Source organism: Paraburkholderia sp. J11-2 (assembly GCF_905220185.1).
Lineage (GTDB): Bacteria > Pseudomonadota > Gammaproteobacteria > Burkholderiales > Burkholderiaceae > Paraburkholderia.
Genome location: NZ_CAJMYY010000024.1, coordinates 20385 through 42964, shown reverse-complemented (window position 1 = coordinate 42964; position 22580 = coordinate 20385). Strand labels below are relative to the sequence as shown.

The 22580-nt window shown below is 65.0% G+C and carries 21 protein-coding genes; 11 read left to right on the top strand and 10 right to left on the bottom strand.

Annotation, left to right across the window (positions count from 1 at the left end; genetic code table 11):
• Positions 1-345, bottom strand: a complete 345-nt coding sequence (locus U5A57_RS29215) for a hypothetical protein (protein ID WP_321915242.1) — start codon at positions 343-345, stop codon at positions 1-3.
• Between U5A57_RS29215 and U5A57_RS29210 the strand changes: the two genes are divergently transcribed.
• Positions 266-649: a hypothetical protein gene (locus tag U5A57_RS29210; protein WP_321915254.1), complete on the top strand. Its 384-nt coding sequence runs from the start codon at positions 266-268 to the stop codon at positions 647-649. The two genes, U5A57_RS29215 and U5A57_RS29210, sit on opposite strands and share 80 nt — an antisense overlap.
• On the opposite strand, the gene U5A57_RS29205 is transcribed toward U5A57_RS29210, so the two are convergent.
• Both U5A57_RS29205 and U5A57_RS29200 read right to left on the bottom strand, forming a co-directional pair.
• Positions 642-935 carry a GYD domain-containing protein gene (locus U5A57_RS29205; RefSeq protein ID WP_321915126.1) on the bottom strand — a complete coding sequence of 98 codons (294 nt, stop codon included), beginning with the start codon at positions 933-935 and terminating at the stop codon, positions 642-644. The genes U5A57_RS29210 and U5A57_RS29205 overlap by 8 nt on opposite strands.
• A gap of 47 nt (positions 936-982) precedes the next feature.
• A complete protein-coding gene (locus tag U5A57_RS29200) occupies positions 983-2377 on the bottom strand; it encodes an FAD-binding oxidoreductase (protein WP_321915125.1) in 1395 nt (464 codons plus the stop codon).
• A 460-nt stretch (positions 2378-2837) separates the two neighbouring features.
• On the opposite strand from U5A57_RS29200, the gene U5A57_RS29195 reads away from it, so the two are divergent.
• Both U5A57_RS29195 and U5A57_RS29190 read left to right on the top strand, forming a co-directional pair.
• On the top strand, positions 2838-3047 hold the full coding sequence (locus U5A57_RS29195) for a DUF1059 domain-containing protein (protein ID WP_321915124.1): 210 nt from the start codon (positions 2838-2840) through the stop codon (positions 3045-3047).
• A gap of 230 nt (positions 3048-3277) precedes the next feature.
• Positions 3278-4738 (top strand): mechanosensitive ion channel family protein, encoded by a 1461-nt coding sequence (locus U5A57_RS29190; RefSeq protein ID WP_321915123.1) that lies wholly within the window; start codon positions 3278-3280, stop codon positions 4736-4738.
• 30 nt (positions 4739-4768) lie between these two features.
• On the opposite strand, the gene U5A57_RS29185 is transcribed toward U5A57_RS29190, so the two are convergent.
• Positions 4769-6322, bottom strand: coding sequence for a phospholipase D family protein (locus U5A57_RS29185; RefSeq protein WP_321915122.1), 1554 nt, complete (start codon positions 6320-6322; stop codon positions 4769-4771).
• 120 nt (positions 6323-6442) lie between these two features.
• On the opposite strand from U5A57_RS29185, the gene U5A57_RS29180 reads away from it, so the two are divergent.
• Entirely contained in the window at positions 6443-7300 is an 858-nt protein-coding gene (locus U5A57_RS29180) for a DNA-binding protein (protein ID WP_321915121.1), read from the top strand.
• Between the two features lie 61 nt (positions 7301-7361).
• Here the strand turns inward: U5A57_RS29180 and U5A57_RS29175 are convergent, their stop codons facing one another.
• The gene (locus tag U5A57_RS29175) at positions 7362-7835 is read right to left on the bottom strand and encodes an Lrp/AsnC family transcriptional regulator (protein WP_042267102.1); all 474 of its coding nucleotides are present in this window, start codon (positions 7833-7835) and stop codon (positions 7362-7364) included.
• Between the two features lie 141 nt (positions 7836-7976).
• Here U5A57_RS29175 and U5A57_RS29170 point away from each other — a divergent pair, with 141 nt between their 5' ends.
• The 6 genes from U5A57_RS29170 (at position 7977) to U5A57_RS29145 (ending at position 15556) form a co-directional block, all read left to right on the top strand.
• On the top strand, positions 7977-11507 hold the full coding sequence (locus tag U5A57_RS29170; RefSeq protein ID WP_321915120.1) for an indolepyruvate ferredoxin oxidoreductase family protein: 3531 nt from the start codon (positions 7977-7979) through the stop codon (positions 11505-11507).
• 34 nt (positions 11508-11541) lie between these two features.
• A complete protein-coding gene (locus tag U5A57_RS29165; protein WP_321915241.1) occupies positions 11542-12309 on the top strand; it encodes an SDR family NAD(P)-dependent oxidoreductase in 768 nt (255 codons plus the stop codon).
• A 92-nt stretch (positions 12310-12401) separates the two neighbouring features.
• Complete coding sequence (locus U5A57_RS29160; RefSeq protein ID WP_321915119.1) at positions 12402-13307, top strand: LysR family transcriptional regulator; 906 nt, start codon at positions 12402-12404, stop codon at positions 13305-13307.
• A gap of 103 nt (positions 13308-13410) precedes the next feature.
• Entirely contained in the window at positions 13411-13644 is a 234-nt protein-coding gene (locus tag U5A57_RS29155) for a hypothetical protein (protein WP_321915118.1), read from the top strand.
• Positions 13645-13666: 22 nt separating this feature from the next.
• Entirely contained in the window at positions 13667-13858 is a 192-nt protein-coding gene (locus tag U5A57_RS29150) for a hypothetical protein (RefSeq protein WP_321915117.1), read from the top strand.
• A 111-nt stretch (positions 13859-13969) separates the two neighbouring features.
• Complete coding sequence (locus U5A57_RS29145; protein WP_321915116.1) at positions 13970-15556, top strand: Na+/H+ antiporter; 1587 nt, start codon at positions 13970-13972, stop codon at positions 15554-15556.
• 18 nt (positions 15557-15574) lie between these two features.
• On the opposite strand, the gene U5A57_RS29140 is transcribed toward U5A57_RS29145, so the two are convergent.
• The 5 genes from U5A57_RS29140 to U5A57_RS29120 form a co-directional block, all read right to left on the bottom strand.
• A complete protein-coding gene (locus U5A57_RS29140) occupies positions 15575-17059 on the bottom strand; it encodes an MmgE/PrpD family protein (protein WP_321915115.1) in 1485 nt (494 codons plus the stop codon).
• 43 nt (positions 17060-17102) lie between these two features.
• Positions 17103-18470, bottom strand: coding sequence for a short-chain fatty acid transporter (locus U5A57_RS29135; RefSeq protein ID WP_321915114.1), 1368 nt, complete (start codon positions 18468-18470; stop codon positions 17103-17105).
• 78 nt (positions 18471-18548) lie between these two features.
• Positions 18549-19424: an amidohydrolase family protein gene (locus U5A57_RS29130; RefSeq protein ID WP_415774677.1), complete on the bottom strand. Its 876-nt coding sequence runs from the start codon at positions 19422-19424 to the stop codon at positions 18549-18551.
• A gap of 67 nt (positions 19425-19491) precedes the next feature.
• Positions 19492-20694, bottom strand: a complete 1203-nt coding sequence (locus U5A57_RS29125; RefSeq protein WP_321915113.1) for a CoA transferase — start codon at positions 20692-20694, stop codon at positions 19492-19494.
• Positions 20691-21584, bottom strand: coding sequence for a CoA ester lyase (locus U5A57_RS29120; protein ID WP_321915112.1), 894 nt, complete (start codon positions 21582-21584; stop codon positions 20691-20693). The genes U5A57_RS29125 and U5A57_RS29120 overlap by 4 nt, the downstream gene beginning before the upstream one ends.
• Positions 21585-21688: 104 nt before the next feature.
• Between U5A57_RS29120 and U5A57_RS29115 the strand changes: the two genes are divergently transcribed.
• Positions 21689-22561 (top strand): LysR family transcriptional regulator, encoded by an 873-nt coding sequence (locus U5A57_RS29115; RefSeq protein ID WP_321915111.1) that lies wholly within the window; start codon positions 21689-21691, stop codon positions 22559-22561.
• The last annotated feature ends 19 nt before the right edge of the window (positions 22562-22580 follow it).

The following is a 22580-nucleotide window of genomic DNA, read 5'->3' as shown; positions in this document are numbered from 1 at the left end:
TCAGCTCCCCGCATGCAACGGCTCGATCGAGACGCTGTACGTCTGGTTCGCGCCGGCCGTCAGGTTTTCGAGCGTGGGCTTGGGCCCCTGCGCGGGCACGCCGCGCCAGATGGCCTGATTGATGTACTTGAGGTCCTGGCCGAGGGCCGTCACGCGGATCACGGTGGGCTGCTTCTGCGCGGCGGCGAGCGCGCCCGCCTTGGCGAGCACCGCGCTCAGCTGCGGGTCGTGCGCGCCGAGCGCATCGGCGGGAATGTCGAACTTCATGATGACGTTCGACACGGCGGGTTTCCCGGTTTGCGCCGTCGCGGGCGGCTGCAGTTGCGCGCAGCCTGTCATAACCATTACGGCAAGTAAAAGCAAAACGCGCGTCACGGCCGGGTCTCCAAAAATTCGTGGCGATGTACGCGTTTTCGGCCTCGCGCGCGCGGACTTGATACCCGGGCTGCAAACGTTTGCCAAAAAGAAAGAGTTCGCTCGCGCAGTGCCGCTTCCCGGAAGGTCGCTCGCGTCGAGGCGGCGTTCGGGCAGAGAACTGCCTCCCGAAACCAGCAGGAAATGCGCCGCGCATGCGGCGAATAAGTATGAAGAATATGAAGCGGCCGCGCGGCACCGGCCCGGGTGCCGCGCGCAGGTTGTTGTTAATTGAGCTTGCCGAGCACCGCGGTGAACTCGTCCTTGCTCAAGGCGCGCAGCGATTGCGTGCGGATATTGCCAAGCGACCCGAGCGCGAGGCCGAACGCCATGAAGCTTTGCTCGTCGGGCGCTTCGATCACCGTGACGATGTCGTACTTCCCGAGCGTCCAGTAGATCTGCTTCATTTCACAGCCGAAAGTTTTGGCCATCTCCGCGGCCTGGCCGGCCCGCTGCGCGCTGTTCTTGACAGTGCGAATACCCTGGTCGGTGAATTGCGCAAGCACCACATAAGTCGACATGACGATTCCCCTTACGATGACATCGAAACTCGAATCACGGGCTCCCCTTAGGCCGACCCGTCGGGCCGGATGTTCTGGTTATGGCGGAAAAGATTGTGCGGGTCGTAACGCGTCTTCACTTCGACGAGACGGCTCATGTTCGGCCCATACGCCGCCTCGACGCGCGTGCGTTCGTCGTCGGTGAGGAAGTTCACGTAGACGCTGCCGAGCGCATACGGCGCGGAAGCTTCGAAGAAGTCGCGTGCCCACGCAACGCAGCGGGCGTCGTCGGCGGGATCGGTCCAGCGGCCGTGCACGTTCATCACGTAGAGCGCGTCGCGGCTCGGGTAGGCCATCGCATCGGGCGCGACGCGCAACGTCGCGCCGCCGATCTGCCCGAAGAATATTTCGCACTCGGGCGAGGGCAGTGTGGCGATGGCGTCGGTCAGCGTGTCGATGAGGCCGTCGGGCAGCGTGGCGAGATTGTGCGATTTCCAGTAGTTGCGCGCGCCCGGCGTCAGGAGCGGATCGAATGCCTGTTGCCACGCGGCGTACGGCATCGGCCCGAGATGTTCGCCATAAGGCTTGCCGAAGCGCCGCACCACCTCCACCGCGTTCGGCCCGTTTTCCACCGGCCCCGAATAGCAGATGGCGAACACCATGATCGGCTTGCCATGGACCTCGGGCGGCAGGAAAGGCAGCGGCGGTGCGAGGCGCGAAACGCTCCACACTGTCAGGTCTTCGGGCATCGTGGCAGCCGCCTCGCGATATTTCACGAGCGCTTCTTTCGCGGCGTCGAATGGCAGCACGACTAGCCCGCCGTAAATCTCGGGGCCGACGGGGTGAAGCGCGAACTCGAACATCGTGACCACGCCGAAGTTGCCGCCGCCGCCGCGAATGGCCCAGAACAGGTCGGCGTTTTCCTTGGCGCTCGCGCGCAGCAGTTCGCCGTCGGCGGTCACGATATCGGCGGCCACCAGGTTGTCGATCGACATGCCGAAACGCCGGCTCAGCCAGCCGAAGCCGCCGCCCAGCGTGAGACCGGCCACGCCCGTTGTCGAATTGATGCCAAGCGGGGTGGCCAGGCCAAACGCTTGCGCTTCGTGGTCGAAGTCGCCGAGCGTGGCGCCGGGCTCCACATACGCGCGGCGCGTGGCGGGTTCGACTCTGACCGACTTCATCAACGAGAGATCGATGACGATACCGCCGTCGCATAGCGCGCTGCCCGCGATATTGTGGCCGCCGCCACGCACGGCGAGCGGCAGTCCCGTTTCGCGCGCGAGCGCCACGGTTTGCCGCACGTCGGCGCAGCCCCGGCAGCGCACGATGAGTGCAGGGCGGCGCTCGATCATCGCGTTCCAGATTTGCCGGGCTTCTTCGTAGGCCGCGTCGCCGGGTTGCAACGCTTCGCCGCGCAGCGCGCTTTTCAATGTGGCGATGGATTCGCTCGACAGGCTGGACATGGCTCACCTCTCAATTCAACGGATCGGACACACGCGCACCCATAGCCGGGCGTGCGTTTTCATGGACTGAACGGAACTGCGGGCGACCGCTTCAATTGTCGAATCAATGCGGCTGACGCACGCGCGAAACGCGGCGTGCGTCCGGTCGGGAAAGCAGGAAGGAAGCGCTTTCGCAAAGGGCGGCGGGGGCAGCCTGTGGCCGGACCGCGAGGGACCGGGCGGCGAGCGCTTCGTGACCTTGCCGGGTTTCTACCCAGGCCGCCACCGAGCCTCGCCGGATCATTAGATAACCTAAATTACGCAGCTTGATAAATAAAATCGCGTGCAATTAATTCAGATTATTGTCGCGCGTGGAATCGCTTTAATAGTTTAGCAAGCACATTGCATGGATTCTATAATTTTCACGTATGTACGCACGGGCAGCGTGAATGTTCTCCTATGCCCAACGAGAGGTCTCACCATGACGCGCAAGTACATTGACTGCCGGGAGTTCCCTAGTGAAATGAACTGTTCGGTGGCGATCTCGGCGGACTCGGACTCCGAGCTTCTGGAAGCGGCCGTGCAGCACGCGGTGAGCGTGCATCGTCACGTGGATTCTCCGGAACTGCGTGCGCAGCTCAGCCAGCTCTTTCACGAGGGTTCGCCGCCCGTCGCATCGCCACGCGCATGACGCCAAAGAGGGCCGGCACGCAATGTGCCGGCCTGTGCGCCCGTCCCACACGGCGCACGTGAGCCCCCAGCACCCCACCCCAGCGTTTCTGGCGCCCGAATCCGGGCCGCGCCTGAGCACCGTCCAGCCGCCATTGCCACCCGTTCGCCCCGGCTGGGTCGTCCGTGGCAGAATCAAGCGCGTCCCGCAGTCCCAACATCAGCGTTAGGCCTTTCCAGCCGGGAGCCCCCGTGAAATACCCGCTAATCGTTGGCTTGAGTATCGTTTTCGTCGATGTCGTCGTGTGGCGTGCGCGGCTGCCTCCACAGGATCTGGTCAGGCTCTTCATTCGGCTGGCGCTCTTCGCGGCGTTGAGCTGGGTGCTGTTTTCGTCGGGTATGAATCCGTTCGGGCAGGCGCCGTACCGGGATGCGGCAGCGCTCCACTGGCTGGCCCAGGTTCTGGAAATCGTCTGGTGGCTGATGGCCGCGCGGCTGTTTACCCTGTCGCTCGACTCGCTGCTGTTGCCTCGCGCCTGGCGAAAGCAACGACTGTTCTCGGACGTCTTCGGCGCCGTCGTTTTTCTCGCGGCGGTCGTTGCCGCCCTGGCATTCGTGCTGGAGCTGCCGGTGCGCGGTCTGGTCGCCACGTCGGGTGCGCTGGCTATCGTGCTCGGCCTCGCCATTCAGAGCACGCTCAGCGACGTTTTCGCCGGAATTGTTCTCAACGCCACGGAGCCGTACACCGTTGGCGACTGGGTCGTGATCGACGATGTGGAAGGCAAGGTCGTCGAAATGAACTGGCGCGCCACTCACTTGCTGACCGGTCAGGGGAACACGCTCATTGTCCCGAACGCCATGACTTCCAAGGCGAAGATCTCGAACAACAGCAGGCCGGCCAATGTTCACGGTCTGTCAATCGTGCTCGAGATCGACCCGGAAGCCCGGCCGAAAACGGTGATCGACGCGCTGGAACGCGCGCTGACCGGAAGCCACGCCATCCTCAAGACGCCCGCGCCCTATGCCCGCATGCAGCGCGCAACGCTGAACTCGATCCATTACGAGGTGGTCGGGTTCGTTGACGATATGAGCAAAAAGAGGGTGACGTCCAACGAGCTGTTCGACTTGTGCTACCGGCACCTGGCGGCCTCCGGCGTGTCGTTGCGTGCACTGGGCGTGCCCGCGCCCGCCATCGAAGCGCATGACGCGAAGGAGGCGCTGCTCAAGCGCGTGTCGCTGTTCGAGAGCCTGAGTGCCGACGAGGTGACCCAGCTCGCGAAGCGTCTTTCCCGGCACGAGTATCAGGCCAATCAACAGATCCTTGCCCCGGATACCGTGCCGGACAGTCTCGCCATTATTTATGCGGGTGTGCTGTCGGTGACTTTCCGCGAGCCGTCGGGCGAGCACGAGCTTGCCCGGATCGGCCCGGGCGAAGCATTCGGCGAGGCGGGGCTGCTGGCGGGCCTGCCCATGCATGTATCCATTACCGCGCTCACGCCATCGGTCCTTTTCGAAATTGGCAAGGACGACATGACCGCATTCCTGAAAGAGCACCCGGAAGTCGCAAAGCAACTGTGCCAGCTACTGGCGTACCGGCAGGACAAAATCGCCAAGTTGACGACGGCGCTCCCCGCAGAACAGGAGCAAGGTCATTCCCTCTTCGAATGGCTGTTCGGCAAGGTGCGCAATATCCATTCGCTGTACGATTCCTGACCGCCTTTATTTCAGCGCTCGAGCGAGCGCTTACAGTTCGGACTCGATCGGCAGAAGGCCCATGAACCAGACGCTGGTGCGTCGCATGAAGGATACATCGGGCTCCGAATCATATTCGGTCACGGTTCCGTTCGCGGCAGTGTCGATCCAGACGATCCGGGTCTTGCCGTTCGCTTCCGTGCGTTGCTCGACTCGCCAGGCAATCTGGTCCAGTTGCGGCTCGACCTCGTCGATCACCTGGCCCGCAATTGCCGGGCTGTCGCACAGCACGCCAATCTCCGTATTGAGTTTGCTCGAACGAGGGTCGAGATTCATCGAGCCAATGAAGATGCTTTGCCGGTCGAACACGTAGGTTTTCGCATGCAGCGAGGCTCTCGAAGAACCAAAAAACCGTCGTTGCGCCTTCACGCTGGACGCACCAACCGGCTTCAGTTCGTAGAGCCGCACGCCAGCCGCGAGGAGAGCCTCGCGATAGTGGTCATATCCCGCATTCACGGCGACGACGTCAGTCGCAGCCAGGGAGTTGGTCAATACCGTGACGCGCACCCCGTGCCCGGTCAGATCGCTTAGCCACGCCACGCCCGCTTTTCCCGGCACGAAGTAAGGCGAGATGATGAGCATCTCATGCGTGGGTTTGAGGTTAAGCGCGGCGAACCGTGTCATGAGATGGCCTTCCGGGTTGGCCGGGTCGCGAGCGATCTTGGAGGGATCGTCGTAGAGGAGTGTGGCTTTTCCCCAGGAGAAGGTGGTGTTGCCGGCCTCGAGGGCCTTGGCCAGTCGTTGCCTCGCTTGCACGACATAGGGCGAGTCACGCTCCGACTGGATGTATTCGTCGAGCTTCGCGCGGTAGGCGGCCAATGCGGACGGATCCGCCGGATGCCCCATCAATTGCTCGATCGAATAACTCGATTCAGCATTCCAGAACGCGTCGAAGACGTTGGAGACCTTCCCGACAATGGGGCCGTGCACCAGCACATCCAGATCGCCGAAGGCAACGACTCTCGACGCACCGAAGTATTCGTCGCCGATATTGCGGCCACCGAGGATAGCGGCCTCGTTGTCGGCAACGAGCGCCTTGTTGTGCATGCGCCGGTCGACCCGGGAAAATTCGAGCGCGGACGAAAGTGCCTTGAAGCGGCGCCCCGCGACCGGATTGAATAGCCGTATCTGCACGTTCGGGTGCGAGCTGAGCGTGAGCAGCACCTGGTCGTCCGCATTCGTGCCGAGGTCGTCGAGCAGGACACGAACGCGCACGCCGCGGTCTGCCGCCTTGAGCACCGCTGCCGCCAGTTCGCGGCCGGTCAGGTCGTCGTGCCAGATGTAGTACTGCAGGTCGAGCGAGCGCTCCGCCTTTTCGGTGAGCACAACGCGGGCCACGAGCGCGTCGGTGGGGTCCGGCAGCAGGTGAAACGCACTTTCGTCTGGATGGCTTTGTGCTTCGGATGCGAAGAGCGTGCCGAGTGGTGTGGACGCCGTATCTTGCAGCGCGAATGTCTGCGGCCGGTTGGTCTGCGGCGGCAGACTCGCGCACGCGCTCAACACACAGGCAACAACGATGACGATAAGACGCTGAAGCTTTGTCATGTTCACACCTCGCTGGAGCATCCGGTTGGGCGAGTGGCGCCCCTCTTGCCACTAGCATTGGCGGTAGGAATCATACGCTTTACGTTGTATTATCGACGCACACCAGCCCAGCATTGCCCCATGACCGACGTCGCCCCCGACGAAGTGCGCCTCGCCGCCGAGATCGAGCGGCTCAAAGCCGAGTTTCCCAAAACGCGCGAACTGTATCGTGAAGTGTGCGCGTTGATGTTCTTCCGTTACGGCATCACGCCCACGGCCAACCGGCTCTATCAGCTCGTGCGCCGCGGCAGCATGAGCACGCCTACGGCAGTGCTTTCGGAGTTCTGGGCCACCCTGCGTGAAAAGAGCCGCGTGCGCATCGAGCACGCCGATCTGCCTGAGGAACTGCAAGGGGCCGCAGGCGAACTCATGGGTGCGCTCTGGACGCGCGCCACGGCGGCCGCGCAGGCTTCGCTCGATGCGCTGCGTCTCGAAGTGGAAGAGGCGCGTCGCGCCGCAGAAGGCGCAACCGCAGCCGTGCGCGCAGACCTCGGGCACACGGAGGTGGCGCTCGAACAGCGCACCGCCGCGCTGCTCACGGCGCAGGTGCGCATTCAGGAACTGGAACAGGCGCAGGCCGGCGCCGTTGCCACGCGCGGCGCACTCGAAGCGGAACTGGCGCGCGAGCGCGAGGCGAGCCGCGAACGTGATACCGCGCAGACCCAGGCGCGCGCCGAATTTGCCGCGGAACGCGACAAGTTGCGCGCAAGCGCCGAACTCGCGCAAGCCGGAGCGCAACGCGCGCTGCGCGCGGAGGAAAGCGCGCGCGCCGAGATTCAGGCATTACAGGCGCAGGTGGGCGATTTGCGCCATCAGGTGGGCATGCTCGAAGGCCGGCTCGACGCACTGCGTTCGACCCGCGAAGTTTCGGTGCGCGAACGTCAGAATGCCCCCGCGAAACCGCTGCGGGCGGCGCGCAAGACAGGACCCAAGACGTGAAAGTCTGAATGACACGATTATTCGTTCGTCATCCTGATTGAATGACCGCGTTTGCAGCGTTTCACTCGTCGCGCACGCGTACCGGCAGCTCGGTTTTGTACTCCACGCGGCGCAGCGCCACGGAAGTGTGAATGTCACGCACGCCCTCGATCTTGGTGAGGCGCGTCATGACGAAACGCTCGATGCCCGCAATATCGCTCGCCACCACGCGCAGCATGTAGTCGAACGCGCCCGTCATCAAATAACACTCCATCACTTCGTCGCAGTTCGAGATTGCGCGCTCGAACGCGGCTAGCCGTGTCTCATTCTTCTTCTCGATCGCGACCGACACATACGCGTTCACAGGAAAGCCCGCCTTCTCCTGATCGAGCAGCGTGACGTACTGCGTGATGACGCCGCGCTCTTCGAGCATGCGGATGCGCCGGTAGAACGGCGAGAGCGAAAGCCCGAGCGATTCTGCGAGGTCGGCGGACTTCACGTGCGCGTCGCGCTGCAGGGCGTGCAGGATGGCCACATCCACGCGATCGAATTTCATTGGCTAAGTTTCCCTGGAAAGGCCGAATTTTAGGCGAGTGTTGCTAATTCGAGAGTGATGTGTGGCTCAGTTTGGCACGAATCGCCGCTATTGGCTACCTAGAATCGGCTAATACCCACAAGCCGAACAGCGGAGACAACCATGAACATGCGAGCCGTCGAGACCGGGCGCCAGATCGATACGGACTATCGCCTCGAAGACCGCTACCTGCGCGAGGACGGCGCGGTCTTTCTCACCGGCACGCAGGCGCTCGTGCGCATCCTGATCGAACAGGCGCGCGCGGACCGGCAGGCCGGGCTGAAAACGGCGGGTCTTGTTTCCGGCTATCGCGGCTCGCCGCTCGGCGGATTCGATCAGGAACTGTGGCGCCAGAAGGCGCTGCTGGCGGACTTCGACGTGCGTTTCGAACCGGGCCTGAACGAAGACCTCGGCGCGACGATGCTGTGGGGCGCGCAGCAACTCGACGCGTTTCCCGGCAAGCGTGTGCAAGGCGTGTATTCGATGTGGTACGGCAAAGGGCCGGGCGTGGACCGCACGGGCGACGTATTCCGCAATGCGAACATGCTCGGCACCGCACGGAACGGCGGCGTGCTGGCTGTGGCCGGCGACGACCATGCGGCGCAGTCTTCGATGTTCCCGCACCAGACGGACCACGTATTCGAAGGCGCGATGATGCCCATCCTCTTTCCGGCCTCGGTCGAGGAGTACATCGAGTTCGGGCTCACGGGCTATGCGCTTTCGCGTTTCAGCGGGCTGTGGGTCGGTTACAAGGCGATTACGGAGACGGTGGAAAGCGGCCGCTCGATGCGCGTGAGCCGCGGCGTGCCGTTGCGTTTGCCGGAGGACATTGCGGTTCCCGCGCAGCGCGGCTTCAACTACGACCCGCAATTGCGCTGGCCCGCGGAACGCGCCGAACTGGAGCGCCGCGTACTCGAAGAGCGCCTGCCCGCCGCACTCGCGTTCATGCGGGCGAATCCGCTCGACCGTGCGTTGCTGCGCCCCGCGCATGCGCGCGTGGGCATCGTGACGGTGGGCAAGGCGCATGCGGACGTCCTGGCCGCGTTCGAGGCGCTGGGCCTCACGCCCGAGCGCCTCGAGCAGCTCGGCATCGGGCTCTATAAGGTTGGCATGATCTGGCCGCTCGAAACGGAAGGGCTCAAGGCGTTTGCACGCGGCATGCAGGCGCTGTTCGTCGTGGAGGAAAAGCGCTCGTTCGTGGAGCGGCAGATCAAGGAAGCGCTGTTCAACGTGCGTGCGGATGAACGGCCATCCGTGCACGGCAAGACGCTTGGCGAGCGCGAGCCGCTGCTGCCGGCGGCGATGGAGTTCGCGCCGGAGCAGCTTGCGCGCGCGCTGCAGCGGTTCTTTCAGCACGTTGCAATCGATATTCCGAATGTCGTTGCGGGTGCAACGAATGAGCGTTCGGCCGCGCAGCGCGTGATCGCGCTAGCTTCGGTGCCGGCGGGGGAACCGCTCACCCGCAAGCCGTTTTTCTGCGCGGGCTGCCCGCACAATACCTCGACGCGTTTGCCCGACGGCTCGCATGCCGCGGCCGGCATCGGCTGTCACATCATGGCGCTCGGCGACGCGGGCAATACAGCCACGTTTTGCCAGATGGGCGGTGAAGGCGTGCAGTGGGTCGGCATGTCGACGTTCACGGACATGCCGCATCTGTTCGTCAATCTCGGCGATGGCACCTACCAGCATTCGGGCAGCCTCGCGATACGCCAGGCCGTGGCGGCGCGCGCGAACGTCACTTACAAGATTCTCTTCAACGACGCGGTCGCCATGACAGGCGGTCAGCCCGCCGAAGGCGGCCTCACCGTGCATCGCGTGGTGGCGCAGGTTCAGGCCGAAGGCGTGAGCGAAGTCGCCGTGGTGACCGACCGGCCCGAGCAATACGCGGGCGCGCAAATGCTGCCCACGGGCGTGACGCTCATGCACCGCGACGCGCTCGACGCGCTGCAACGCCGCTTGCGCGAGCAGAAGGGCGTTTCGGTGATCGTCTACGACCAGACCTGTGCCGCCGAAAAGCGCCGCCGCCGCAAGCGCGGCAAGCTGATCGATCCGCCCACGCGTGTGGTGATCAACCCGGCTGTGTGCGAAGGCTGCGGCGACTGCTCCGTGCAGTCGAACTGTATTGCGATCGAGCCGCTCGAAACGGAGCTGGGCCGCAAGCGGGCCATCAATCAATCGAGCTGCAACAAGGACACCTCGTGCGTGAAGGGCTTTTGCCCGAGCTTCGTGACGGTCGAGGGCATGGAGCCGAAGCGTCCGGACGCCGCGCGCATTCAACGCATCGAAGCCGAGCTGCGGGCTACGCTCGCACCGCCCGCACGCGTGCCGCAGGCGCTGGAGCAGCATCTGCGCATGGTCGTGACCGGTGTGGGCGGCACGGGTGTCGTGACGATCGGCGCGATCCTCGCCATGGCCGCGCATCTGGAAGGGCGCGGCGCCTCGACGCTCGACTTCACCGGCCTCGCGCAGAAGAACGGCGCGGTGTTGAGCCACGTGCAGATCGCGCAAAGCCGCGGGCTCATCACCACGTCGCGTATCGGCGCGCATGCGGCCAACGTGCTGCTCGGTTGCGACGCCGTGGTGGCCGCCTCGTCCGGCGCGCTCTCGCGCTTGCCGGCCAGCGGCGCGCGCGCCATCGTGAACGAGCGCATCACCGCAACGGCCGACTTCGTGCGCGACGGTGACCTGCCCGTGAGCAAGGCCGTGCATCAAGCGGCGATAGAGAGCGCGATGGGCGCAGGGGGCGCGGCGTTCTGGGACTGCACGGCGGCGGCAGAAGCCATTTTCGGCGACGCCATCGCCTCGAACATGATGATGGTGGGCTACGCGTACCAGAGGGGCCTCGTGCCGCTCATGGAGGCATCGATCCTGCGTGCAATCGAACTCAATGGCGCGGCCGTGAAGATGAACGAACGCGCGTTCCTGTGGGGACGGTTGATCGCGCAGGACGCTCGCGTGCTCGAACGCGTGGCGGGAGCGGACGTGGCAGCCGCGAGCACGCCGTTCGATCTTGCGCGCTTCGTGGCCGAGCGCGAGCGCGATCTCACGCAGTACCAGGACGCCGCTTATGCTGCGCGCTATCGCGCGCTGGTCGAAACCGTCGCGCAGGCGGAGCGCGGCATTGACGGTGCACACGGTGAGCTTGCGCAAGCGGCCGCACGCCACTATTTCAAAGTGCTCGCCTACAAGGACGAGTACGAGGTGGCGCGCCTGCACACGAACGGGGGCTTTAGCGCGTACCTCGCCGGTTTGTTCGACGGCACGGCGGGCAAGAAGACCTTCCACATGGCGCCGCCGCTCCTCACGCGCCGCGACGCGCAAACCGGACGCCGCAACAAGATCGCGCTGCGCGGCGTGTGGGCCGAGCCGTTGCTGCGCGCGCTCAAGCACGGCAAGGCGCTGCGTGGCACGCCGCTCGATCCGTTCGCACGCCAGCGCGACCGCGTGATCGAGCGCGCGATGATCGGCGAATTCGAGGACGACGTGCGCCTCGTGCTCGGCAAGCTCACGCAGCAGACGCTGGCAGCAGCCATCGGCCTGCTTGGCGTGCCGGGTGCGGTGCGTGGGTTCGGTATCGTCAAGGAACGCAATTACGAGCATTCGCGCGGCATGCGCGAGCGGTATCGTGCGGAACTGATGGCTGAGACGGTTTGAAAGATCGGATAACTAATCGATGGAGGAGATTCAGATGGTGGTGCAGGACAAGACGTTTTTGATCACGGGCGGTGGTTCAGGACTCGGCGCGGCGGTGGGGCGGCATCTGCTCGAACGCGGCGCGAACGTCGTGTTCGCCGATATCGACATCGCGCGTGCGCGCGACGAGGCGGCGAATGGCGGCGAGCGTGCATTTGCCGTAGAGGTCGATGTGACGCAGGCAGCAAGCGTCGAGGCGGCGATTGCGCTCATCACGCAGCGCTTCGGCGCGCTGCATGGTGTGGTCAACTGTGCGGGCATCGCACCGGCGCAACGCATCGTCGGAAAAGAGGGCGCCCATTCGCTCGATCTGTTCGCGAAGGTCGTGAGCGTCAACCTCATCGGCACCTTCAACGTGATGCGCCTCGCGGCCGTGGCCATGGCGAACAATACGCCCGACGCCGGCGGCGAGCGCGGCGTGATCGTCAACACGGCTTCGGTGGCGGCTTACGATGGCCAGATCGGGCAATCGGCCTATGCGGCTTCCAAGGGCGGCGTGGTGTCGCTCACGCTGCCGGCGGCGCGCGAGTTGGCGCGCAACGCAATTCGCGTGGTGACGATCGCGCCAGGCATCTTCGAAACGCCGATGCTTCTCGCCATGCCCACCGAAGTGCAGCAGGCGCTGGGCGCGGGCGTGCCGTTTCCGCAACGCCTCGGCCAGCCCGCGGAGTTCGCGGCGCTCGTCGAGCATATCGTCGGCAACCGCTACCTGAATGGCGAAGTCATACGCCTTGACGGTGCATTGCGCATGGCGCCGCGCTAGTCGACATTCCGCGTTGGACGGATCGCCGCAGGGACGTCGAAGACTGTGTATCGTAGAATCGGAACCATCGACTCACGGTATTCGAAAAACACATGGCCAAGGACGTGACTTTGCGGCAGTTCCGCTACTTCGTGGCGGCGGCGCAGAACGGGCAGTTTTCGATGGCGGCGGCGGCCGAGCATGTCTCGCAGTCCGCGATCACCAACGCGGTGCTCGCGCTCGAAGAGGCGCTCGGCACGCGGCTTTTCGTGCGCTTGCCCCAGGGCGTGGAGCTGACGCCCGACGGGCAGGACTTCCTCAATCACGCGCGCCACGTGCTGGAGTCGGTGCGCGACGCGCTGCACAAAGCGCCGTTTCGCGCGCACAGCCTGCGCGGCACGGTGCGCATGGCCGCCTCGTATACGCTGCTCGGCTATTTTTTGCCGGAACTGCTCGCACGCTTTCGCGCGACGTATCCGGAGATCGAGATCGATCTGCACGATCTCGACCGCCCGGCTATCGAGGAAGCGGTGCTCGCGGGCAAGGTGGATCTTGGCGTGGCGCTGCTTTCCAACGTGGAGCGGCGCGCGCGCTTTGGCCACCACGTGTTGATGCGCTCGCGACGCCAGTTGTGGGCGGCGCCCACGCATCCCCTGGCGCAGACGGGCACCGTCACGCTGCGCGACATCGCGCGCTACCCCTATATCCTGATCACGGTGGACGAGGGCGAGGCCTCGACGCTGCGCTACTGGAAGAAGCGGCGCATTGCGCCGAATATTGCGTTTCGCACGAGTTCGATGGAGGCGTTGCGCGGCCTCGTGGCGCATGGCTTTGGCGTGACGATTCTCTCGGACATGGTGTTCAGGCCGTGGTCGCTGGAAGGCAAGCGCATTGACGCGTGCGCCATCGAGGACGCCATTCCGCAGATGGAGGCGGGCATGTTGTGGCATCCGGGCGCGGTGTTGAGCGATCCGGCGCGCGCAATGCAGCAGTTTTTGATTCACGCTTGCGGGAATTGAGGGACGGTCGCCACCTCTCATTTCGAATTCCTCTGATATCCCCGCCACGCCCATATCCCTAATCTGAAGCCTTCACCGCAATCTTCCGCGCTGGAGGCAAGTCATGGGTCCGCAACTGTTGCTCGATACGTCGCATCTGATGAAACACGTCGATGCGCTGGGCGAGTCTATCCACACGCACGCGAACGCGCAGCCTGTTGCGCGGCACGAGCGTATTGTCGTCGATTTCGTTCGGCGCGAGTGCACCGAAATCATCAACCTCGGCGTGGCGCTCGGCTGCGCGGCATTTTGCATGGGTATCGTGATCGGCGTGTACCTTTTGCTCGAACGCCTCTAATCGATCCGACGAGGCGATTCCAATGTCCAAACTCCGCGAACGCTACCGGGCGGGCAAAAAGCCGGTCAACCCGGATAGTTACCTCGCCGCCATCATCGAGCGGCACCGTCATTTGTACGTCGATATCGGCATGTGCATGGGCGTTCTGGTGGGGGTCGTCTGCCTGGTCGTCGCGGCGCACGTGATCGCCGACTGGCTCAACCTCGCGATCTAGCCGCCAACGGCAGGGCTGCACGCCGGTTTCTCCTCCACGGCCTTCATGGCAAGATACGCTTTCCCTCGCGCCACCCCGGGCACCGTACCCGGGCAACAATAAGGAAGCGTCATGTCGGCCGTGTCGGCGTTCAAGCTTGTGCTCCTGGCGCTCATCGCCATCATCGCGCTCGAACTGCTCGCGAAACGACTGCGCCTGCCACCCGCTGCCGCATTGCTGGTCGGTGGCGCCGCCCTGGCGTTCGTACCCGGCCTGCCGCCGGTCGTCATCGACCCCGACCTCGTCCTCATCGTGTTCCTGCCGCCCCTGCTGATGGACGGCGCTTACTCCTTCGTCTGGTCCGATTTCAAGCGCCACCTCGCGCCCATCCTGCTCTTCGCCATCGGCGCGGTGGCATTCACGACTTGGGCGGTCGGCGTGGTTGCGCATTGGGCCGTTCCTTCGCTGCCGTGGGCCGCCTGTTTCGCACTGGGCGCGGTGGTCTCGCCGCCCGATGCCGTCGCCGCGAAAGCCGTGCTCGAACGGCTCGCGCTGCCGCGCCGCCTGATGGTGCTGCTCGAAGGCGAGAGCCTGCTCAACGACGCCGCCGGTCTCGTGCTGTTTCGCTTCGCCGTGGCGGCGGCATTGACGGGAGCGTTCAGCGAACCGAATGCGGCGCTCAGTTTCGTCGGGCTTGCGCTCGGCGGGATCGTGGTGGGCTTTGTCGTGGGCTATGTCGTGGTGTGTCTGCTGCGTCAGCTCGAAGACGAATACCTGATCATCACCGCATCGGTGCTGGCGGGCTGGGTCGCCTATATCGCGGGGGACATGCTGGGCGTGTCGAGCGTGATCGCCACGGTCACGTGCGGCATGCAGCTAGGCTGGCATCAGCATGAAGTCTTTTCGGCTACCGTGCGCAGCCGCGGCACGGCGTTCTGGCAGGTCATGGTTTTCGTGCTCGAGGGGCTCGTATTCGTGCTGATCGGCCTTTCGCTGCGCGGGGTCATGCTTCGCCTCGGCGGTACGGGCAATGCCGTCGCGCTGCTCGGTCCCGCCGCGATGGCCGTGGTGCTCGCCGTCGTCGTTTCGCGCTGCGTGTGGACCTATGGCATCGAGGTCATCCGGGCAGCGTTGCATCGCATATTGCCGCGCCGCGTGAGCGCCGCGGACTTTCGCGGCGCGGCGGTGGTGAGCTGGGCCGGCATGCGCGGCGTGGTTACGCTGGCCATTGCGCTCGCCTTGCCGGAGGCGATGCCGGGGCGTGACCTCATTCTTTTCGCCGCGTTTGCCGTCATTCTGTTCACGGTGCTGCTGCAAGGCACGACCATAGGGCCGCTCATCAAGCTGATCAGGCCTGCGAACGATCTCGAAGGGGAGTCAGCCTATCTCAGCGAGCCGCAGGCGTGGGCGCGCCTCGAAGCCGCCCAGCTTGCGGCGATCACGCCGCTCGTACACGGGCCGGACGGCAGCGTCATCCACCCGCGTTTGCTGGAGCAATACACGTATCGCGCGAACCTCACGCGCAATTTTGAAAACGCCGAGCGCTATCCCCAGGAAATGCGCACCTCCCACTACGACGTCGTGCTGGCCGCGGTGGAGGCCGGGCGCGCGGAGCTGTTGAAGCTGCACCGCGCCGGCCAGATCCACGACGAACTGCTGCGTGTGCTCGAACGCGATCTCGATCTGGAGGAGCTTTCGGCGCGGCACGGAAGGGGCTGATACTCTCCTTCGCGTTCCTCAGGCGTGCACGACAAGCGGCGCGAACAGAGTCGAAAGGTCGCGCTGCTGGTCGAGACTCCAGAGAAAGCCCAGCGCATCCTCGGCACGCGCGCTCCCGATCACAGGCGCCGCGTTCTTGCGGAACTTCACCGCGAAGTCGCTGCGCTGCATCGGCCGCGTGGCGAAGCCTGGAATGTCGTCCACGCGCTTCGACACGGTTTGTCCGTCCGTGAGCGTGGCGCTCACGATGGTCGCGTAATACTTCGGATAGAGCCGGGTCAGTTCGGGGTCCTCCACCACCTTGATCTTTTGCATGAACGCGCGAATCTTCGGGTCATGCAGCGCCTCGGAGCGGTAGCTCGCCAGGCTGATGTCGCCGTCGAACATGGCGCGCGCGGTCACATAGGGCAGGCTGTGATCGGCGGTTTCGCTCGTTTCCGGCGCCCACTTCTGCGGGTCCATGCCCGCCGAGAAATAGCCTTCGTGCGAGGTGCGAATCTCCATGCTGGCAATGCGGTTGAGATCGCCCACCTGTTTCGCGACGTCGATGCCCGCGGCAATGGCCGTTTGCGTGAGTGCCTGCGCCGGGTAGAACTTCACCGCACAGTCGTTGATGCGAAACGGCCGGCCTTTGCCGCCGAAGCTCGCCGTGTCGATGGTGAATGGCCCGGATACCTGCTTGAACAGCCCCGCATTCCCCTCGAAGATCGGCGCGGGGCCTGTGAGTCCGTCGCGCGCGAGGGCGGCCGAAAAGACGGCGTTGCGCGCGGCGTCGGCATCGGCGAGACCCTTCCAGTTCGACATGGTTTGCACGCGCGTCTGGTTCAGCGCGAGATGGCCGTTGAGCGCGATGTTGACGGCTTCGGCCAGTTGCCGCTCGTCGAGCTTCATGAGCTTGCCTGCCGCAAGCGCGGCTGCGGGCAGGCTGAAGATGGGGTGGTCCCAGCCGCGCGAGCTGATCGAAGCGGCGTCCATGAGGCGGCAGTCGATTTCGTAGGCGAGGGCGATGGCGACAATCAGGTCGCGGCCATTCGCGCCTTCGGCCTCGGCCTGCGCGAGACACGCTGCGATATTGTCGCTCGGGTGGCCGATTTCCTTGCCCGCATACACGTCGTTGAGATCGTAGTAGCGGATGGCGGCCCCATTCGCAAACGTGGCGAGGTCAGGCGACGTGCGCCGCTGCGTGCCGAGCACCGTGGCGCCCCGGCCGTCGCCGCTCGCGTAGTTCAGCGCAACCTGGCGCGCGATGCCCACCGGTTTCTCGCCGAGCGCGGCGATGCCGCAGCCCAGCGCGTCGGCGGCGTGGGTCTTGACCGCTTCGATCGTGCCCGCGTCGAGGTCGTCGTAATTTAGCGCGGCGGCGTATGCCGCGAGACGCTGCGCGATGGTGGGCGAAGCCGGTGCGGACGCAACCTTCTGCGCGCGCGCCGCGCCCATGCCGCCCAATGTGCCCGCGCCCGCGGCGAGCGCCGTGAGCGACGCCATGAATGCACGCCGTTGCATGCGTGTCTCCTTGTTCTTTGAGGGTTTTAGGGAAGAATGCGGGTCAAACGAGCAGCAGCAGCGCTGCGCCGAATACCACGGTGCCGAGCAGGAAGGTCATGACCGTGAAGCCCAGCACGCGCTGCACGCCAATGCCGGCCATCGCGACCACGGGCGCGGCCCAGAACGGCTGCATCATGTTGGAGACCTGTTCGCCCATTGCGACGGCCATCGTCGTGGCGGGCATGGAGGCGTGCAGCGCGATCGCGGCAGGCACCACGAACGGACCCTGCACGGCCCAGTGGCCGCCGCCGCTCGGAATGAAGAACGTGACGATCAGCGAGCACACGTAGCTCCAGAACGGCAGCGTGTGCGTGTTCGAGATCGCGATGAAGAAGTGCGAGATCACGTTGGGCAGGCCCGTGGCGTCCATCATGCCCATTACGCCGCCATAGAGCGGGTATTGCAGCATCATCGAGCCGGTTTGCTTGGCGGCGTTCTTGACCGCGTCCGCGTAAGCGAGCGGGTAGCCGTGCAGGATCACGCCCGCGATGAACATGACGAAGATCACGGCGTTCACGCCGGAAAACGCTTCGATGTGCTCGAGGCGCGCGAGCACGAGGAACGTCACGCCCACGAGACCGATGAACGCGCTGCCGATCCACGAGTATTCGAGCCACTTCGCGAAGCTCAGCTTGCCTTCGGGGCGCTTGCGCGGTTCCGGGTCGGGGTTCTTTTCGATGTCGAGCACGACGGCGTCTTCGTCGCGCGGCTTGAGGAGCGCGAGCACGACGGGCGTGGCGACGAGCATGACGATCACCGGCACGAGGTTGAATGCCGTGAACACGGTGTCGTTGAACGGCAGCACCTGGCCCGTGAGCTTTTGCACGACATTCATCGCGCTGCCGGGCGTGGATTGCGCGAGCGCGATCGAGCTGGAAATGCCGCTTGCCCATACCACCCAGCCCGAAAAGCCCGCTGCGACGATCCATGCGAAGTCCACGCGCATGCGCTTGGCCACTTCGCGCGCGAGCAGCGCGCTGACCACGAGGCCGAGGCCCCAGTTGAAGAACGACGCCACAGCCACGAGCACGAAGGTGAGCGAGGCGGCCTGTACGGGCGTGCGGGCCATGCCCACGAGCGCCTTGAACACGCGCTGCACGGGCGCGGCGTGGGCGAACGCGTGGCCCGTTACAAGAACGAGTGTGATCTGGAAGGCGAACGTAAGGATATTGAAGAATCCCTTGTACCAACCAACCACGAGCGTGTTGAGCGTGGCATGCGGGGCGAACATCGCCGAAAGCGCGGCCACGACCGCGGTGATAAGGATCGCGAGCACGAACGGGTCGGGAATGGTGCGTTCGAACAGGCTGATCGTCGCGTCGGTAAAGCGCGCTTTGCGTACAGGTGCGGCGGTGGCGGTGGACTTCACGTAGTGTCTCCTGGTGCTGAAAGTGGCCGCGCGTACCTCGCGCGCGGCTGTTTGTATCGGTGGCGCAGTGGTGCTAGTTCATCGGGCGAAGCCGTAGAGTTCGGCAGGGTTGTCCACGAGAATCCGCTTGCGTGCCGCTTCGTCCTCGACCCACGTGCCGAGCAGATCGAAGATCGAGGCGGTGTCGGGCTTGTGCGTTTCCGTTACGTGCGGCCAGTCGCTGCCCCACACGGTGCGCTGCGGCAGCAGTGCGGCCCACGCGCGCGCGGTCCCGGCCATGTCGGCGTAACCGCCCGCGAGTCCCGCTTGCGAATCGAGGTAAGCGCCCGAGAGTTTGACCCACACGCGCCCGGAAGCCGCGAGGCGGCGCACCACGCCATACGCGGGGTGCGAGGTGCCCGCCGGCAAGGGCAGGCGCGCGAGATGGTCGAACACCATCTTGCAGGGCAGGCGCGTGAGCAACGCTTCGTGCTCGACGATCTGGTCGGCGGTCCAGTGCAACTGCACATGCCAGCCGAGTTCCGCGATGCGTCGCGCAAGCGGTTCGACCATGTCGAAGGTGACGACCGCCTGATGCGGCGTGTACAACGTGAAGCGGATGCCGCGTATGCCGCCGCGATCGAGCATGTCGAGTTCGGCGTCGCTCACCTCGGGGCGCAGGACGGCTACGCCGCGCGCGTTGTCGATACCCAGTTGGCGGATCGCGTCGACAGTCACGCAGTTATCGGTGCCATAAGGTCGCGGCGTGACGATTACCGTGCGCTGCGTGCCAGTGCGTTGCTGCACGCGTCGATAATCCTCGACCGTTGCGCCTTCAACGATATGCGCGCCGTTGCCGGGCGACGCCGCGAAGCGGCGATCGTAGATGTGGATATGCGAATCGCACGCGAAGGCGGGCGCCTGCATGCGTGCGTTGGATGTATCGATCGTATGGACATGATGCTCACGGTCCATCGCGTTGTCTCCTTGTTTGCCGCGCACGCTAACGGGAATCGGCGTGCGCGGTTGCGGCTTTTTCTGTTCAGAGCACGGCGTGCTCGCTTCTCAAGCGTTCGATCTCAGTATCGCTCCAGCCCGCCTCGCGCAGCACCGCGTCCGAATGCTCGCCGAAGGCGGGCGCAGCGATCGGGTCGGGTGCTGGCGAGGTGCCGAAACGAATCGGCTCGCGAAAGCCGCGATACGCGCCCACACCGGGATAGTCGTAGCGCGTGACCATTTCTTCCTCGAGCACTTGCGGGTCGTCGAACATATCTTCGACCGTGCGCGCGGCCGCGCAGGGCACCGCCTCGCCGAAGTGCGCTTCCCATTCGAGCGCGCTGCGCGCCTGCAACGCGGCGTGCAGTTGCGGCACGATCTCGTCGCGATGCTCCGCACGTTTGCGCACCGAATCGTAGCGCGGGTCCTGCGCGAGTGCAGCGAGCCCGGTTTTTTCGCAGAGCGCCTGCCAGAAATGCGGCGTGTTCGCCGAGATGTAGAGCCAGCCTTCGCGCGTGGGATGAATGCCGGTAATGCCGCCCGAGCGCATGTCGCGGCCTATGTCCTTCGGTTCGCCGTCGGCCCAGATCATGCGCGCCGACTGCATGGTGAGCGCGCTGCGCAACAGCGAAACGCCGACATATTGGCCCGCGCCGCTGCGTTCGCGCTCGAACAGCGCGGAGGAGACCCCTGCCGCAACGAGCGCGGCGGCGTAATAGTCCACCACCGAGCCATAGAGAATCTCGGGCGGACCGCCGGGCTTGCCCTGGAACGTGCACATGCCCGTCATGGTTTGCAGCACCTGGTCGTAGCCGGCCTTGTCCTTGTTCGGGCCCTGGTCGCCGTAGCCGGTGACCGCGCAGTAGATGAGCCGCGGATTCACTTCGCGCAGCTGTTCCCAGGCAATGCCCAGGCGTGCTGGCACGCCGGGCCGGAAGTTGTGCACGAGCACGTCGGCCTGTTTGACGAGGCACAGCAGCACCTCTTGCGCGCGTGCTTGCTTCAGATCGAGCACGAGGCCGCGCTTGCCGCGGTTCACGCCGAGAAAGGCACGGCTTTCGGCTTCGAGCGTGGAAGGGTACTTGCGCAGGTTGTCGCCCGTGGGCGGTTCGATCTTGATGACGTCCGCGCCTTGATCGGCGAGCAGTGTGCAGCCATACGGGCCCGCGATATAGGCGCTCAGGTCGAGCACGCGCACGCCAGCGAGCGGGCCGCGCGGCGCGGCGTTCATTTCGGGCAGCGAGTTCATTGGCGCACCTCGCTCGACGTTGCGGGCGCAACGAGTCCAAGCCGCTCGGCGCTTTGCACGAGCGCGCGGGCGCGCTCGACGAAAGGCGCGTCGATCATCTTGCCGTCCACGACGTAAGCGCCCACGCCGTCACGTTCGGCGTTGCGCGCGGCTTCCACCACGCGCAGCGCGTGGGCGATTTCGTCGTCGGAAGGCCGGAACACGTCGTTGGCGAGCGCGATCTGGCTCGGGTGGATACAGCTCTTGCCGAGGAAGCCGAGCGCACGGGCCAACTCGGCCTCGGCGCGAAATCCTTCGGCATCCTTGATATTGGCGAAAGCCGAATCGTACGCGAACACACCGGCTTCGCCCGCAGCGAGCCGCAGGCTGAACATGGCCTGCTGCACGGCTGCCGGATCGCGCCGCGCGATGCCGAGCGGCTCGAACAAGTCGCCAAGACCCAATTGCAGTCCCGCCACGCGTGCATGGGCGCACGCGAGTGTCGCGGCCTCGCGCAGCGCGCGCGGCGACTCGACGTTGAGCAGCAGCTTCACGGGGCGGCTCACGCCGTTGGCGCGCTCCGCGCGCTCGATCGCGGCGGCGGCGGCGCGCACGTCGTCGGCGGATTCGGGTTTCGGCAGATTCACGTAATCGAGGCCAGGCTGAACCACGGCGGCGATATCGTCGGCGAACCACGGTGTGTCGAGCGCGTTCACGCGCACGATCAGCACCTTGCCGCGCTCACGCACCGCGGGCGAAACCAGCAGGGCTTGCAGCGCCTCGCGAGCCTCGGGTTTACGCGCGGGTGCCACCGAGTCTTCCAGGTCGAACGACAACGCGTCCGCGGCGCTTGCGAGCGCCTTTTCGAACAGCTCCGGTCGCGATGCCGGCACGAACAGTTTGCTTCTCATTTCCACGCATTCCGTATAGATCACCACTGAAGCGCAGTCTACGATCGGCAACGATTTAGATAAACTATGCGAATCTATCTTTAAACCATAGAAAAGCTACATTTATGGACACTGGCTTCCTGAGCAACCTGCTGCTGGTCGTGGAGAGCGGCTCCATGGCCGAGGCTGCGCGCCGCGTGGGCGTAACGCCCGCCGCGATCGCGCAGCAAATCCAGACGCTCGAGCGCGAGCTGGGCGTAGCGCTCGTCATGCGCGCGGGACGTACCGTCATTCCCACGGAGGCGGGCCAGCGAGTCGTGGAGCGCGCCCGCTCGCTCGTGCGCGGGTTCGACGAGCTGAAAGCGCTGGCGCAGGAGCAGGAAATGGGCGGCGAGCTGCGTGTGGGGACCATCACGTCGGCGCTGCTGAGCGTGCTGCCCGACGTGCTGGCACGCTTCGCCGCGGCTTTTCCGCAAGTCAAGCTGCTGATTCGCGCTGGCACCTCGACGGAGCTATTCGAGGCCTTGCAGCGCGGCGAGCTGGACGTGGCCATCTGCCTGCACCCCGCGTTCGCGCTGCCGAAATCGTATGACTGGCATCTGTTGCGCGAAGAGCCCATCGTCGTGCTAGCGCCTGCAAAGCTCGCGCGGACCGATCCGCACGAACTGCTGCGGCGCGAGCCGTTCATACGCTACGACCGCGCGCTTGGCGGCGGCAAGCAGGCCGACCAGTATCTGCGCCGCGCGAAGATCGTGCCGCGCGAGCTGTTCGAATTGAATTCGCTGATGGCGATTGCGCTGATGGTGGATCGCGGCCTTGGCGTCTCGCTCGTGCCCGATATCGGCACGCCGCTTACGAAGGGCTTGCGGCTCGCGCGCCTCCCGCTGCCGGAGGCAACCGAGCCACGCCGCTTCGGCATTCTGTGGTCGCGCGCTTCCACGCGCAGCCGCGTGATACGCGGGCTCATCGAATGCTCGGCAGAAGTGGTGCGCCGTTGATGTGACGCGCTCGCGCGGG